Genomic DNA, 15510 nt, shown 5'->3' with positions numbered 1-15510 from the left:
ATGAAAAAGCTGATCCTCTTTACCTTTGTGGCCGCCGCCGCAGCCTTCTACACACTGTCCGCACAGGACCGCACAGTGAATCGCCGTCCATCAAACTCGCGCCAGATGCAGCAATCCGTTCGGACCAACGCCGTGAAGGCGGATGTGGGCAAACCGGCCACGCTGAAAAAGATCGCAAGCGGCTTGAAGGTCGCCGTACCGGTCAAGCATGCGAATCTGGAAGTATTTCTCATCGAAGGTGATGATCTGGCTGGCACGAAGAATGTTCTCACGCTCGATGAAGCCATGAGCGCGTCGAAACCGGTGGTCGTGAAGGAAACCTCACAAGTGAACGAGCTCACCGTGAACAACTCGCAGGATGAGAAGGAGGTTTTCATCATGGCGGGAGACATCGTGAAGGGCGGGCGCCAGGATCGCACGCTTGGGAGCGATCTGCCTCTCAAGCCGAAGTCCGGTGAGGTGTCCGTGGCTTCGTTCTGCGTGGAGCAGGGCCGCTGGTCGAAGCGTGGCAACGAAAGCGCCGCGCAGTTTTCCTCATCGAAGAACGTTGTCGCATCGAAGGAAGGTAAACTGGCCGTGCGCAAGGCGGGCAATCAGGGCGAGGTGTGGCAGTCTGTGGCGGCGGCGCAGGAGAAAATCAGTCGCAACATCGGAAAGGATGTGAAACCCACGGCCTCGGCCACCTCATTGCAACTCACGCTCGAGGACAAGGATCTGAAATCGAAGATCAAGACGTTCGTCGAAGCGTTGAAGCCTGCTGTGGAATCCAGTCCGCGCAGTCTTGGGTTCGTTTGCGCGATCAATGGTGAGATCAACAGCGCGGAGATTTTCGCCGGTCATGACTTGTTCCGTCGTGTGTGGCCGAAAATGCTCGAAGGTCTCGCCACGGAGGCCATTTCACTTGCGGACGGCAAACCGGCGGCCGACCCGGCCACGAACGAAACGGCGGTGCAATTCATCAATCGAGCCGAATCAGCCGCCGCGACGGAAAAACCACTGCAAGGCAGTTTGAAGCACGTCAGCGCCGAATCTGAGGACACGGTTTTGTTTGAGACGGTGGATGAAAAGAAGGAAGGCCGCTGGTTGCGTCGCAACATCATCAAGAAATGAGGACGAGGCGCGTAGTTGATTCATGCTGCCGCGCCTCATCTCCCTGCTTGTTCTCTGTGCCTCGTTCGTTTCCGCCGCTCCCCCCGGAGCCACGCCGGAATCACCGCCACAGCCTCCGAAGTCCGTCGCGCCGTATCTGCCGGCGAACTGGAAGGCGGGGACGGCGACGGTGAAGGTCACACCGCAGAAGTTTCTGTGGATGGCGGGCTACGCGGCGCGCAAAAAGCCGGCCGAGGGCAAGGTGCAGGACCTTTTTGCGAAGGCGCTGGCCTTGCAGGATGAGCAGGGGAACAAGCTCGTCTTCGTCACGCTCGATCTCATCGGCGTGCCGCAGGCGGTTCGTCATGCGGTCGCAGAGCGAGCTGAGAAGGAGTTCAAGCTGCCGCAGTCCAACCTCGTGATGAATGCCTCGCACACGCACAGCGGCCCGTCGATGCGCACCACGCCGCTGACCGATGCTGACAAGGACAACCCGAAGGCAAAGGACGCCTGGGACTACACGCAGAAACTGCAGAAGGATATCGGCGACATCATTGGCAAGGCGCTCGCCGACATGCAGCCTGCGCGTCTCACCTGGAACAAGGCGCGCTGCGGCTTCGCGATGAACCGTCGTCGCGACTACACGCTGCCGCCTGATCATCCGAACGCGAACAAGGCGCCGAATCCGAACGGCCCCGTCGATCACGAAGTGCCCGCGTTGCGCGTGGAGGCGCCGGACGGCACGCTGAAGGCCACGCTTTTCGGCTACGCCTGCCACAACACCTCGCTCGGCTTCTACAACTGGTGCGGCGACTACGCCGGATTCGCTCAGGAATACCTGCAGGAGCATCGCCCCGGCTTCACCGCGCTGTTTTTAATGGGCTGCGGTGGCGATCAGAATCCCTATCCGCGCCGCACGGATGTCGTTCCCGGTGTCACGGATCTCGAACTTTCGATGCAGCATGGTCGTTCGCTTTCGAACGCCGTCGAAGTGGCGCTCATGGCCAATCCGCGTCCTGTCGCGGGTCCGATCCGTGCCGCGTATGAGGAGATCAAGCTCAGCTATGCCAGCAAGAAGCGCGAAGATCACGATTATCCCGTGCAGGTGATCAAGATCGGTAACGATCTCACCTTCATCACGCTCGGCAGCGAGGTGGTGGTCGATTACTCGCTGCGCTTCAAACGTGAGTTCGCCGGAGACGCGGGCGTGTGGGTCGCAGGTTACTCAAATGACTACACCGGTTACATGCCGAGCCTGCGTGTGCTCAAGGAAGGCGGCTACGAGGCCGCCGCTGGCTGGGCGGACGATGTGGAGGACCGCATCGCGAAGAAGGTGCACGAGCTATACGACAAGCTGTAGGTGCATTCGCCAGAATGCGGAATCCCTCGTTATGGCGAACGAACCTACTCTGGCTTCACAAGCATCATGCGGCCTTGTGCCGTGAGCTCATACCATCCCGGAAAACCACGCCATTCCACCCGGCCGTTCGCATCGGTTTTCAAAGTGACCTCTGTGTGCCACTTGCGTCCGATCCATTCCTCCAGCACCTCGCCACGCTTGCGAATGCTCCAGTCGTTGTTCCAGGATGCCGCTTCCGGCTTCCAGTGGGAGCCTTCCCAGAAACCCCAGAGCAGAAAGCTTGTGTAAGCCGGATGGCTGAAGACTGCAATGAGCACATCGCGTGTGTAGTCGGCGGCCAGTTCTTCATCTTCGGTGGTCACGATGTCATACTCAGTGATGGCTTGATGCGGCACGATCTTCGCGAAGCGATCTGTCACCGCGAGCAGGTGCTCGGGTGACGGCAGATAGCTCTCATGAAAGTGCGCCTGATTGCCAAGGCCGGCCACGGTGAGGCCGGAAGCGTTGAGCGCCTCGATGTAAGTGAAAGTGTCATCACACTGTGGCCCGGGGCGAAACACCTGGTCTTCATTGACGAAGAACGGCAGTTTCGTGAGCGATCGTGCCAGCGTGAAGACCTCACGGTCGAGATGCTCCAAGCCGGGGCGCTTGTTGAGCATATCCGCGCCACTCCAGGCAATGGGATGGTTGATCACATCCCATTCGACGACCCGGTCCTTCACGAAGTCCATGCGCTCTTTCACGCTGGCGAGCGTGCGGTCGTGGATGACCGCGTTGTCCTTGATGTCGTGCAGGTTGAATGGAGTGGCCACCTGCATGAGGTAATGCCCGCGCACAGGAATGTGCCGCGAGGCCAGCCATGCGAAAGCGGCATTGATGTCCGCGTTGCGTTTGGCTTTTCGATCTTCGCTGAAGTCAGGCGCCCAGTTGCCGTCTTTGAGATCGTTTTCAAAAACCACGATGCTGAAGAGCTTGTCCACGATCTCGCGGTAGCGGCGGTCATCCTCGCTTTCGCCGCTGAAACGCTTTGCCACCACGGCGGAACCAAAACCGAAAGCGTGACGCCTCAGCGAGAATTTCACCTCCGTATCCGCCAGCGGTTTTCCATTCTCATCTTTCACCACCATCGAGAGATCGGTCTTCCGGTATTGCTCGATGCGTTCCAGCGCTGCCTTGCGCCACGGGGCGTCGGGTTCGCGGCCCGCGTAGCTGCGTTTGATCAATTTCGCCCGTGGGAAGCTGCTGATTTCTGTCGTGGCTGGGAACTTCAGCACGCGGATGCTCTCCACCTCAATGCTCTGTTTCTTCTGACCGCACAGCAATGCCACAGCGGCTTTTTCAGCAGGCACCATGTCGTCGGCGACGAATACAACCGGCTGCTCGGTCCATTCGCGTAGGATGGCGACACCCACGGTCGGTCCAAACGATGTGTAGGGCGCTCCGCGAAGTTGCAACTTCGCCAGCACCTCACCTGACTGCGTCTCTCCCACAACCCGCGCCTTGATGATCGCCAGCACACGTTCGCCTTTTGCGACCTCAGTTGAAATCGGCGCCGTGAACTGCGCTGCGTAGGGCTTGGTGTGGTCTGCTTTCGTGATGGTGATGCGCTTCCCCATCGCGAGATTCTCCATCGTGCCTGCCTCGGCGGATGCGTTCGCTTGTAGCAAAGCATCGTTCCTCACATCCTTGCCGCCCGGAGGAAAATCGAGGGCGCGCAGCGGCTGCAGGGCCAGCAGAAGGAACAAGGACAGACGTTTCATGGGATCGTATTCGTTGCCGCGTTTGTTGCTGCTGACAAACGCGAGTTAATCTGTGTGCTCGGAGCTCAGCGGAAGATGTGGGAGGCCGCATTTCGAACAAGGCACGAATTGCACGCGAAGCTCGCGCCTTGATTCGTTGGCGTCACTTTTTCATCGCCTTCAGCTCGGCGGCGCGCTGCTTTTTACCGGCGCGCCAGATGAACCAAAGCAGGATCGATAACAGAAACGCGGTGGATCCCAGAACAATGGACAGCGTGGCGGACTGCTTTTCTTCCGTCAGCGGTTCCAGCCGGAGATTGCGCAGCCAGACCGTGCCGCCGTCAGGCAGCACGGCGTTGAGTTCGACCTGCTTCGCCGGAACATTCGAGCCGGCCAGCGTCACACGCAGGATGAAATTGCGCCAGCTTCCCATGATTTTGGTCATCACGGTTTGATCGCCCTGAGTCTGTGAGGACAATTTCGCGCCTCCTACTCGCGTGAGCATCTCCAGGTATCCCTTGTCGCCAACGCCCTCGTATTTGACCTCGCCGTGCAATTGGAAGGAGTTTCCTCCGACGCCCGGCTGTTCATCGGTGAAGACGACGGCGGTGTCGTTGTCCCCGCGTGTGACCGCGAAGGCGCCGACGGATTCATCGTAGCGAGCGGTCGGGCCGACGGTGAGGCCCGCAGCTCCTGGCTTCAGGTCGCGGTTTGGAAAGGCCGGTTCCGCAGCGGCGAGCATGGCCGGCACGAGGAGGAGGCAGAAAAGGGATTTCATCGGTTGGGGGAGTTTCGGGTTGAGATAGCGGGCCGTGAGGCTTTTTCAAAGTCGCTTTGTCAATTTCCCGTCAAAAGACGGGCCGGCAGTTTTGTGCGAATGCGTGCACGGACCGCGTATGAGCCATCCATGCAACCATCCGCCCGCCTTCTTGCCCTTGTTCTCGGTGCTTTGCTGGTCAGCCCTCTCGTGGCTGAAACACCGCTCCCGCTCACGCTCCAGTCACGCAGTTCGACCAATCGCGTGACCCTCGTGAAGGAGCAATGGCTGCCGTCACGCACCGCGATCATTGTCTGCGACATGTGGGACCTGCATCACTGCAAGAACGCCGTGATCCGTGAGGGCGAGATGGCGCCGCGTTTCAATGAAGTTCTCGAAAAGGCTCGCAACGAAGGCGTACTCATCATTCACGCGCCGAGTTCCTGCATGAAGGCCTATGAGGGAACGCCCGCACGCGAACGTGCCAGGTCAGCGCCTGCCGCCGCGCGTCTGCCGGACAAGATTGGCGAGTGGTGCAAAGTGATCCCCAGCGAGGAGTTGAACGTCTATCCGCTGGATCAAACCGACGGCGGTGAGGACGACGATCCTGCCGAACATGCGAAATGGGCCGCCGAACTGACCGCGAAAGGGCTCAATCCGCGCGCTCCGTGGACGAAGCAGATCGACGTGTTGCGCATCGACCAGGAAAAGGATGCCATCAGCGACAACGGCGTGGAAATCTGGAACCTGCTGGAGTCTCGCCACATCGACAACGTCATCCTCATGGGCGTGCACCTCAACATGTGCGTCTCCGGCCGTCCCTTCGGGCTGCGGCAGATGGCGAAGAATGGCAAGCATGTCGTGCTCATGCGCGACATGACCGATACGATGTACAATCCCGTACGCTGGCCCTTCGTGAGCCATGTGCAGGGCACGGCACGTTTCGTCGAGCACGTCGAGCGCCTCATCTGCCCTTCGATCACCTCCGACCAGTTCATCGGCGGCAAACCGTTCGCCTTCAGCGACGCGACCGCAGGCAAAAAGCGCATGCAAATCATCCTGCTCGGCGATAGCACCACAGAGGCGGGCATTCCGAAGAAGATGGCGCCTTCCGAGCCGCAGTTCGAGGACACCGTGCGCATCCAGCTCGCACGCCAGAAGGATCTGCCGCCGTGCGATGTCTACAACGAGGGCGTCAGCGGCGAATACATCCGCCGCCTGCTCGACACGCGCTATGACAAGGCGTTCAAGACGAAGCCGCAGGCCGATTACATCTTCATCCGTTACGGCCTCAACGACGCGTCGAAGGTGAAAGATTTCAAAAATCAGTTCCCAAAGGACTTCCACGAACTGCTTGAACGTCTGCGCAAGGATCACCCGAAGGCGATGCTGATTCCCATGACTGCCATTCCCTATGCACTCGACAACCTGCACGAGGACATCAACGCGCTCATCAAACAGATCGCTGCGGAAGAGAAACTCACGCTCTTCGACATCGCGCCGCGCTATATCGCCGAGCTGAAGAAGAACCCCGACGGTCTCAACTATCGCCGCTTTCCGCTCTCGAAGATTCCGGAGGATCTGCGCGCCTTCGCCACGCCCTACATCGTGCCCGAGCCCAACGACCCGAAGGTCGTCGTGCTCGACAACCGTCTCGACGGCATCTTCGGCCATCTGCCCGGCTGGGCCGGCGATCGTCATCCGAATCTCGCCGGTTACAACGTCATCGCCGACGAAACCGCCAAGTGGCTCGCGCCGGTGATCCGCTCGCAGCTCGGAAAGGCGAAATGAGTTCGCGTCCACATCGTTCACATCCGTCAACGATGAACACCTCTTCCAGCTTCACGCGCCGTTCCGTTCTCAAGTCCGGCCTCGGTGGCATTCTCGCCGCTGGAATCGCGCCGCAGTTCATCCCCGCGCGTTTGCTAGGTGCGGATGCGCCTTCGAAGAAGATCACGCTCGGCTGTATCGGTGTGGGCAAGCATGGCTTCGGTGTGAACTTGCAATCCTTCCTGCAGGAGGACGACTGCCGTGTCATCGCCATCTGCGACACCTTCAAAAGCCGTCGCGCACATGCCATCGAAGCGGTGAACAAAAAATACGGCGACACTGGTTGCTCTGATATCGCCGATTTCCGCGAAGTGCTGGCACGAAAAGACATCGACGCGGCCGTCATCTCCACGCCCGATCACTGGCACATCCCGATGGCCACGATGGCAGTCGAGGCGGGGAAGTATGTATTCTGCGAGAAGCCCACGCTCACCATCGCCGAAGGCCGTGCCTTTGCTGACCTCGTGGCACAGAAGAAAGCGGTGTTTGCCACCGGACTCGAGGACCGCTCGCTCATCAAGTATCACAAGCTCTGCGAGGTCGTGCGCAACGGCGGCATTGGCAAGGTGCAGCACATGGTCATCACGCTGCCGAAGAAACCCGTGTTTCCGAAGGAGGCGACCGCGCCTGTGCCTGAAGATTTGAACTTCGATCTCTGGCTCGGACCCGCGCCGCAGCGTGATTACTTCCCCAGCCTCACGAATGACCAGGTGTGGCGGCAGATTCGCGAATTCTCCGGCGGCTCGCTCACCGACTGGGGCGCGCATCTTATCGACAGCGCGCAGGTGGCCAACGGCTCCGAAAACACCAGTCCGGTGAAGGTGGAAGGGAAGGGTGAAATTCCGCCGGACTCGCTCAACACCGTGCCGCAGACCTATCACCTGACCTACACTTATGAAAACGGCACCGTGATGGAAGTCAGCGCCGACAAGCCCTCGATCCGCATCGAAGGCAGCGACGGCTGGGTGGGTGTATCCGGCTGGGACGGCGTGCTGCAGGCCAGCGACATGGAAATCTTCAAGCGTCCGATCGATCCTGCCACGAACAAGATCTGGCCACGCCCGCAGCGCGAGCATCCGAACTTCCTCGAAGCCATCCGCACTGGCAAAACACCCACTTACACCGCCGAGGCGCTGCATCGCCTCAGCACCACCATGCACCTCGGCCTCATCGCCATGGAACTCGGCCGTCCATTGCATTGGGATCCGAAGACCGAGTCTTTCAATGATGAACAAGCCAACGCGCTGCGCAGCCGTGTAAGCCGTGAGGACTGGAAAAAGGTCGGTTGAATGGCAGATCACTGCATGACTTTGGAGGACGACGGCTTCGCGATGGTTTCCGGCGTGCTAAACGCCGATGAGATTCAAAGCGTGGTGGTGTCAATGGGCTCCATGTCCAGCGCTGGTCGCCGTGGCGTGCTCGCAGTTCCGGAGATCGCCAAACTGGCCCGGTCGGAGCGTATTCTCGCTCTGCTGCGCCCCTATTTGCCTCAAGAGCCTGTCCCGGTGCGTGGGATCTATTTCGACAAGTCGCCCGATGCGAACTGGCTGGTCTCCTGGCATCAGGATCTCACGATCACGGTTCACGAACGTGTGGACTCGGCTGGTTTTGGTCCGTGGAGTGTGAAGGATGGCGTCACCCACGTGCAGCCTCCTGCGGAGTTGCTGGCGAAGATGCTCACGGTCAGGATTCATCTGGATGATGCGGACGCATCCAATGGTGCGCTACGTGTTCTACGGGGATCTCATCGTCACGGAAGACTTTCCGCCGGCCAGATTCAGGACATGAGATCCAAGTGCGCGGAAGTTTTATGTGCTGCGAAGGCCGGCGATGCACTTCTGATAAAGCCAATGATCCTTCATGCCTCAGGCCGTTCCAGCAGCGAGCAGCATCGACGAATACTGCACATCGAGTATGCCGGATTCAATCTGCCAGACGGTATGCGTTGGTGCGATGAATGAGCGTATCTCGCAAACTTACTTCGCCCGCGTCTCGAACGTGCGTGAGTGTTTCTGAGACGGCACTTCGATCGTGTAGTTCTTCGCGTCGGCGCTGACCGTGCAGTGAACATGATGTCCGGCACAGCCGTCGGCCAGATCGCTGTGATTGGCGATCATCGATTTGTCGGCGGTGTTCTCGTGATCGTCACGAATGTTCTCGTGCACCTGATACATCGCCTGGATCGTCGGTGTGGATTTGAGCGCGTCCATGGCGGTCTTGCTGGTGCCTTTCTTCGGGCCGTTGTTCATCACGGAGACGGTCGGCTGGATGCTGTGGATCAGGATGGGATTGTTGCTCACATCGAGGCCGTGGTGGTCCACTTGATACAAATCGACGGTGCCGACGAGATTGACGGGCGAGACGAGTTTCTCCTCCACGTTCCAGCTCAGGTCGCCGCCGTCGAAGAAACGAAAGCCGCCGAAATCGAGCACCATCACGACGCTGTTCGCGTTGTCGGTCGGATCGGGTGCCTTCGGCGGCACGGTGCCGTTCAACGGGTTCTGCGGCGCTCCGGCGGATGGAGCGATGAACTTCTGATTCGCGCCGAGGCAGCGCAGCGTGAGCTTCGGGCTGCCTTCGGCTTGCTTGAGCGGAATCTCATCGCCAGCGGCGATGGTGGCGCGCTTTTCCACCTTCGCGTCGAGGTAGGGGCGGCTCATCAGCGTCCAGCGCATGTCCTGCGGCTTGCCGTCGGGGCTGCCTTCCGGAACGCCTTTGTCGTGCAGCGTGCCAACCGGCATGAGCGCCGCCAACTCGGCCAGACCGCCGAAGTGATCGGCGTGGAAGTGCGTGATGATGACATGGTCAATGCGTGAGAGACCCGCGACCTCCTTCGCGACCTTTTCGATGCGTTGTGGATCTCGGCCGCCGGGATTGCCCGTGTCGATGAGAACTGACTCGCCCGCTGGAGTAACGATCAACGTCGAGCCGCCGCCTTCGGAATCGATCCAGTAAATGTCGAGTGTCTTGTCGCGGGCGACGGCGGTGAGGGTGAGCGAAACGAAGAGGAGGCAGAGCAGGCGGTTCATGGTGGTTGAGGGCGTTATTCACGCTTTTGCGGGAGTGTTTATGTCACAAACACGCGGAGGCGTGAACAACAAACCTTCAATCACCGCCCCGGCGGATTCACTTCCTTCACGGTGGCTCCGTGGGTGTCGCTGAGGATCAGGAGGGCGAGTTTTTCGACGTTGTTGAGCTCGGCGGGCTTGAGCATCTGGTAGTCAAGACCATTGGCGGGGGCGGCCTCATAGGGCGTTGGCTGAGGAACGGTATTTTCGGGGCCGTTCAGGCTCGCGTAGTCAAAGCGACCGCGCAGGTCGGTGTAGCCGTCCTTGAAGAAGCGGACGGTGCCGTTGTTCAGCTTCGCATAGACCTTCACATAGGCCTTGGGCAACGGCTTGTCGGTGGTCGAGTCGCGGGCCTCGAGACGGCCGTAGTTTTCGGTGAGGGTGAGCTTGAGCGTGTTGGCGTGATAGGCCTGTGTCTTGCGCTGTCCGGCGCCGATGACCTCGACGAGCACGTTGGCCTTGGCGTATTCGGCTGGCAGGGCGACTTCGAGCGTCGTCTGATCCTTTGGCAGCGTCTGCGTGGCGGTTTTGTTCGGCTTGATGATGCTGAAACGGCCCGCGTCCTGGCTGACGAACGGATTGCTGCTGAAACTGAACTCCGGATCCATGAGATAGTAGTTCAGCGTGATTTCGCCGAGGTTCTTCCAGTTCAGGGCGATGGTCTTGTTCTCCACCTTGAAGTCAAAGCCAGGCTCCGAGGCGGCGAGTTCCGTCTGCTGCTTTTCGCGATCCGGTTTGTCCGTCTTCTCGCCTTTAACGGTCTTTCCTTCGATCTCGTCGAGCTGGCTCGTCACGTCGCTGAAGAGCGTCTTCCAACGCGGCACGGAATGGTCGGCGTATTTCGCGGCGATGCCGCGGGCGGAGGCGAGATCCCCCTCGTAGAAGGCGGCGTAGCACTGGAAGTAGTCGTGCTGAAGGCGTGTGGGCAGCTTTGTGGCGTCGATGGTCTTAAAACGCGTCAGTGCCTCCTCGACGCGGTCCTGCAAAAACAGGAAGTAGGTGACGCTCATGTTGTCCATGGCATCGAGCTGCGGTTTGAAGGAGAGGATGTGGAGCAGTTGCGTGTATTCCTCCAACACAGCCGGGTTGGCGATCCGCCACTCGCTGCCGACGCGATGCGCGCGCTGGTTGACGAGCGGCGAGTATTCGAGGTGTTCGTAGCTGCGGCGTTCGATGGGATCGAGCGTGATCAGGCTGCTCGCAAAATACTGGCCGCATTGAAAGAGGAAGCCGTTCGTTGGCTCGGTGAACTTCAGCCACTCGGCGATGGTGCCACGATCATTGTGAAGCAGAGCATAGCGGAAGATGGGCTCGCTGACGACATGCTGGCGGTTCATGAAGGCGACGAGCTTCTGATAGAAATCCACGTTCTGACGGCAGCGCCAGGTGATGCGTTCGAGATTGAGTGACTCAAGGTTGTTCTGCTCCAGAAAGGAAAACACATCCGCATCGCTGCCATACTGCGAGATGTAATCCCACGAGGCCCTGTCCACCTCGGTGAGTTTGGCGACGACGTTGAACTCAAACGGCTTCGCGGCAGCGGAGCTGGTCGTGGTGGCGACGTTGACGGGAAAGTGCGCGAATTTCATTCCCGCCTTCGCCGGGACAAGCGGGAAGTAGAAGTAGTAGTCGAAGGTCTGTGTCGTGTAGGGCTCCAGTCGCACCTGGCGACTGTTGGTGGCCTTGCTGCCGAGCACAGGCAGCGCGCCCTGCGGGATTTGCAGCAGCACCACGGCCTTCACCGGACTGCTGGTCGGATTGGTGACGACGATGTTCGCGCCATAAGTGGATCCGGTGAGGAACTCGGTGGTGACGTACTTCTCGAACTTCTCGTTCCCCTCCTGCCGGTAGCGGTCGCCCTGGCGGAAGAAGCTTTGCGACACGAGAAGCTGGCCCTGAGCGTTGTTGTCAGCCGCCGCGGGTTTGATTTCCTTGTGATACACGATGCAGGGGCCGCCTGCGGTGAAAGTGAACTGGCCGTTTTCGGCCTTCGTGGTGTGTTTCGCAGCCTCGAACGGGAGGTCCAGGACGGCGAGCGCGAGCATCATCTCGGTGAAGTTGCGGCTGGCCTCGGCGACGTTCGATGAGACGAAGCCGTTCTTCGACCCGGCGGCCACCCAGGCGGCGTAGTCGCGCCAGAAGGCGTTTACCGTGACAAGATTCTCGTTCTGCTCGGTGATGCGCAGTTTGTAGTAGTTGTTCTCCGCCCATTCTTTGGTCGGGCCGAGAGCGCGGTAGAAGGCGCGCACCTTGGCGCGAAGCGCTGGAACGGCGGCGTAGCCGAAGTAGGCGATGTCTCCATCCCGCTTCTGCTCTGCCAGTTTTTCCTCGACCATCATCCGTCCGGCGAGAGTGCGCTGACGTTCCACTCCTAGCGCTTCGAGTTCCTTGCGGTAAGCTTTGTCCTGACCTTGGGCGTCTTTCAACGCAGGCATTTTCCTCAATTCGTCCACAGTCGCCGAACGACGCAGCGCCACCGCCCCGTCGGCAGCGACGATGCCGTTGGCTGCCATGGGCTTGCCTGCGCCGCCGAATCCAACGCCTGCGGCGAAGGAGTCGGCAGGAGACATGGGAGCGGGGGAGGGGGCCGGGATTTCAAGAGCGACTGCCCGGTTCAACGCCTCTCCTTTTGCTGCTTCCGCTTGCAGCGCGAGTCCGGCCCTGTCCTTGCCGTCTTCCATGGCGCGACCGCGCAGCGCGGTTTCAAACAGGCGGTCCGCCTCCTCGGGATTTGGCGGGATCATCTCCCACAGTTCGCGCACATGGCGCGAGGCATTGGGTGCTTCGTTTTCGATGCGCTGGGCCAGCAGGATGCGCTCGACGATGTTCAGGCGGGCATAGGCCCAGGGTTCGAGGTATTTCTGGAGATCGAGCCCGAGCAGGAATTCATCCATGAAGGTCTTGTCCTTCTTGTTCGCGAGGTAGGGCTTCACCACGGCGTCGAAGAAGGGCTTGTCCTTGCGGAAGAGAAAGAAGTTCAGTTCGTGACAGGCATATTCGCTGTAGCGTGCGCGCTTGGTGGTTTCGTCGAGTTTGGGCCACTCGAGAATGAAGGCAAACAGGGCGAGGTGAACATCGCCGCTGAGCGTGGTGAAGAGGCTGTGGACACCTCCAAGCGTGTCGTAGGTTTCGAGTTCGCTCGTGAGAATGTCGGCGAGGATGAGCGACTTGCCGGTGTCGAGCACGGTGATCTCCTTCTTCTGTGTGAAGGGCTTTACAGGATCGAGGTTTCGCGCGAGGCGCTGGTCGGCAAATTTCGTCGGCACCTCTGGAAGCGTGAGTGTGCGCCAGGAGGCGTTCTGCAGATCCTCGGCGTAGATCTGCACATGCTGGCGGTCGCCGAGGTCTTTGCGTTCGATGCGAACGATGCCTTCCTTGTCAGGAACAAGGTTGTAAATGACCGGCGCGGTAGAGGCAAGGAAGTCGAGATCGGTGCCGCCTTGGGGGCCAATCTGTTGTTTGGCTTTCTTGGCAGGCATTGCCTTGGCAGATGCGACACTGCCTGCCGCTCCACCGCGAGTCGTCGCAGCGCCTTCACCGGCTTGCTGTCCCAGCTCCGTAAGGTCGGTGCTGCGGATTTCCCAAGGGTTGAGCAGCAGGCCAGGTCGGGTGAGCATGTTGCCGGGGAAGATCTTCGCGTAGCGGCGTTCGAGGATGTAGCGGTACTCGTCGCCGATCTCGCGACCGGCGGAGTAGAGGTTCGGATTCCGAGCCGGCGTGCCGTAGGCTGCACCGAAACGGGTGAAGCCTCCCAGACCTCCAAACACGCCGCTGCCCGGTTCAAAACGTGATGCGGCAACATGCACGCGGGCAAACGCGCTGCTGTTGGCGAGTTTGACGGTGATGAAGTCTTTGTCGGAGACGACTCCGGTGATATGCAGCGGCGAATTTCCTTTGAGCTCAAGCTGGCGGTGTTTGCCAAACGCCCAGCCGCCGACGACATCGCCTTTGGTGACTTTGACGGTGATGAGCGGCTGGTCGGAGATCTTCAGCGAGTAGTCTCCTGCCTTCAGGCCGCTGACGATGATAAAGCCGTCCTGGGATTTGAGGAGAGCGGAATGGTCGGCGATGAAGGTTCCTGCGGTTTGAGCAAGCAGGGACGGTGAGCGTGCGGCGGGCCCGCTCGTCGGGACGTGAATCGTTTCGCCCTCGGTGGCGTGGATCGTGGTAGAGAGTGTGTCCTCGGCGTCTTCGAGCGGCCAGGAGGACTGGCGGCCGTTGGGGATGCGGGCGGTGACGACTTCGATCTGGTCGAGCGGGCCGAGGTGCACGCGGCCCTGGTCGTCGGTGCGCAGCGCGAAGGTCTTCACGCGAGTGAACTCGCGATGTTTGAAAGTGAAGAGAATTTGCTGATCAGCCACGGGTTCGCCGTTTTTGCCGAGCAGTTCAAAGACGTGCTTACCGTCAAAGGTGCTGAGATGGCCGTCGTTGACGGCTTCGGTCTTGTCGATGCCGTTGATCGTCCACGTGTGGCTGGCGGAGACGTCGCGCTTCTCGCCACCGGCGCTGAGAACATCGACCTTGGCGCTGAAGGTGACACTGAGGTTCGCGAGACATTTGGGCACGGTTAACGTGTGAGTCAGGACGCTGCCGGCGCTGAGCTTGAGGTCCTTTACTTCGCGGGTCGTCGAAATGCCGTCGTGCGTGGTGCTGGTGATGATCAGCTTCGGCTCGGTGAGCAGTTCGGGGGCGAGATGAGACTCGCCAAGCATTAGGTCGGTGCGCACTGCGAGTGTGGCTTCACGACGGGAGAGAAGCTGCTCGCGCTCGATGTGGAACTTGGCGTCGAGACGATATTCTTCGGAGTGATGGGTGAAAGAAGTGAGCGTGGCAAAGGTACCCGCGACATCGCCGATGATGAGGTTCTTCGTGCCAGGCTGGTTCGTGAACGGGACGACGATGCGGCCCAGCTTCTCGTCGCGCACCAGCTTGCGGCCTTCAAACCATGCGACGGCATCTTTGACGGGCTGGTTCTTTTCATCCAGAACGAGAATGAGATCGCCGCTGGGGCCGGTTTGCTGCAACACATGCCACTGGCCGGTGCGGATGAGGGCGCGGCTGCTGCGGCCGCCGCCGATGAACTCGATGATCCACGCACCGCGTTTACCCTTGAGGTCGGGAAACTGGAATTTCTGCCGGGTGCGAGTGAACGGGCCGCCGTCGAAGGTGTGTGTCTGCTCGCTGTTGGCGACGAGGCCGTCGAGGTTGAGATCGGTGTTGAGCTGGCGCTGCTGCGTCTGGAAGAAGTTGAGCGTGTTCAGCTCGAAAATCTTCACGATGAGCTTCGGCGTGTTTTTGACGATGACGTCGAAGGCGATGTCGTCGCCAGGCAGGAACTGCGGGGCGTTCGTGGCGGGAAATTCGATGTCCACGCGCTCTTTGAGCTGCTGGAAGGCGGTGGGCGAGATGAGCGGGGCCCAGCGCTCAGGATTGCCGATGCCGTTGGTGATGAGCGCCTCGGCGAGGATGGGGCGCAGCCAGGTATCGCTGACGTATTCAGTCCAAGGGGCGAGGAGTGCTGGAGCCGTGGAGTTTTGGTTGGCAGCTTTGGCGAAGAGGTGGAGGAAGTAGTCGCGGACGAGCTCTTCGTCGTTTTGGATCGGTGGCGAGTTGAGCAACGGATCGCTCAGGTCGGCAGTGAGATCACACCAGTCGGAGTTGTAGGTG

The 15510-nt window shown here is 60.0% G+C and carries 9 protein-coding genes; 5 read left to right on the top strand and 4 right to left on the bottom strand.

Features of this window, described 5'->3' with window-relative positions; genetic code table 11:
• Both KDL09_RS02285 and KDL09_RS02280 read left to right on the top strand, forming a co-directional pair.
• Positions 1 to 1110, top strand: coding sequence for a DUF6569 family protein (locus KDL09_RS02285; protein ID WP_294380895.1), 1110 nt, complete (start codon positions 1 to 3; stop codon positions 1108 to 1110).
• Between the two features lie 22 nt (positions 1111 to 1132).
• A complete protein-coding gene (locus KDL09_RS02280; protein ID WP_294380894.1) occupies positions 1133 to 2449 on the top strand; it encodes a neutral/alkaline non-lysosomal ceramidase N-terminal domain-containing protein in 1317 nt (438 codons plus the stop codon).
• A gap of 44 nt (positions 2450 to 2493) precedes the next feature.
• Here KDL09_RS02280 and KDL09_RS02275 read toward each other — a convergent pair whose 3' ends face one another.
• On the bottom strand, positions 2494 to 4209 hold the full coding sequence (locus KDL09_RS02275; protein ID WP_294380893.1) for an endo-1,4-beta-xylanase: 1716 nt from the start codon (positions 4207 to 4209) through the stop codon (positions 2494 to 2496).
• A 142-nt stretch (positions 4210 to 4351) separates the two neighbouring features.
• Positions 4352 to 4966, bottom strand: coding sequence for a hypothetical protein (locus KDL09_RS02270; RefSeq protein ID WP_294380892.1), 615 nt, complete (start codon positions 4964 to 4966; stop codon positions 4352 to 4354).
• A gap of 129 nt (positions 4967 to 5095) precedes the next feature.
• Between KDL09_RS02270 and KDL09_RS02265 the strand changes: the two genes are divergently transcribed.
• The 3 genes from KDL09_RS02265 to KDL09_RS02255 are packed head-to-tail and all read left to right on the top strand — an operon-like array spanning position 5096 to position 8736.
• Complete coding sequence (locus KDL09_RS02265; protein WP_294380891.1) at positions 5096 to 6736, top strand: SGNH/GDSL hydrolase family protein; 1641 nt, start codon at positions 5096 to 5098, stop codon at positions 6734 to 6736.
• A 32-nt stretch (positions 6737 to 6768) separates the two neighbouring features.
• Positions 6769 to 8064 carry a Gfo/Idh/MocA family oxidoreductase gene (locus tag KDL09_RS02260; protein ID WP_294380890.1) on the top strand — a complete coding sequence of 432 codons (1296 nt, stop codon included), beginning with the start codon at positions 6769 to 6771 and terminating at the stop codon, positions 8062 to 8064.
• 15 nt (positions 8065 to 8079) lie between these two features.
• Positions 8080 to 8736, top strand: coding sequence for a phytanoyl-CoA dioxygenase family protein (locus KDL09_RS02255; RefSeq protein ID WP_294380889.1), 657 nt, complete (start codon positions 8080 to 8082; stop codon positions 8734 to 8736).
• A gap of 15 nt (positions 8737 to 8751) precedes the next feature.
• Here KDL09_RS02255 and KDL09_RS02250 read toward each other — a convergent pair whose 3' ends face one another.
• Positions 8752 to 9804: an MBL fold metallo-hydrolase gene (locus KDL09_RS02250; RefSeq protein ID WP_294380888.1), complete on the bottom strand. Its 1053-nt coding sequence runs from the start codon at positions 9802 to 9804 to the stop codon at positions 8752 to 8754.
• An 80-nt stretch (positions 9805 to 9884) separates the two neighbouring features.
• Positions 9885 to 15510, bottom strand: a 5626-nt coding sequence (locus tag KDL09_RS02245; RefSeq protein ID WP_294380887.1) for a hypothetical protein, incomplete at its 5' end; no start/stop codon positions are given.

This window comes from Prosthecobacter sp., assembly GCF_020439865.1.
Lineage (GTDB): Bacteria > Verrucomicrobiota > Verrucomicrobiia > Verrucomicrobiales > Verrucomicrobiaceae > Prosthecobacter.
The sequence above is the reverse complement of the archived record's forward strand: the minus strand, read 5'-3'. Positions and strand labels throughout refer to the sequence as shown.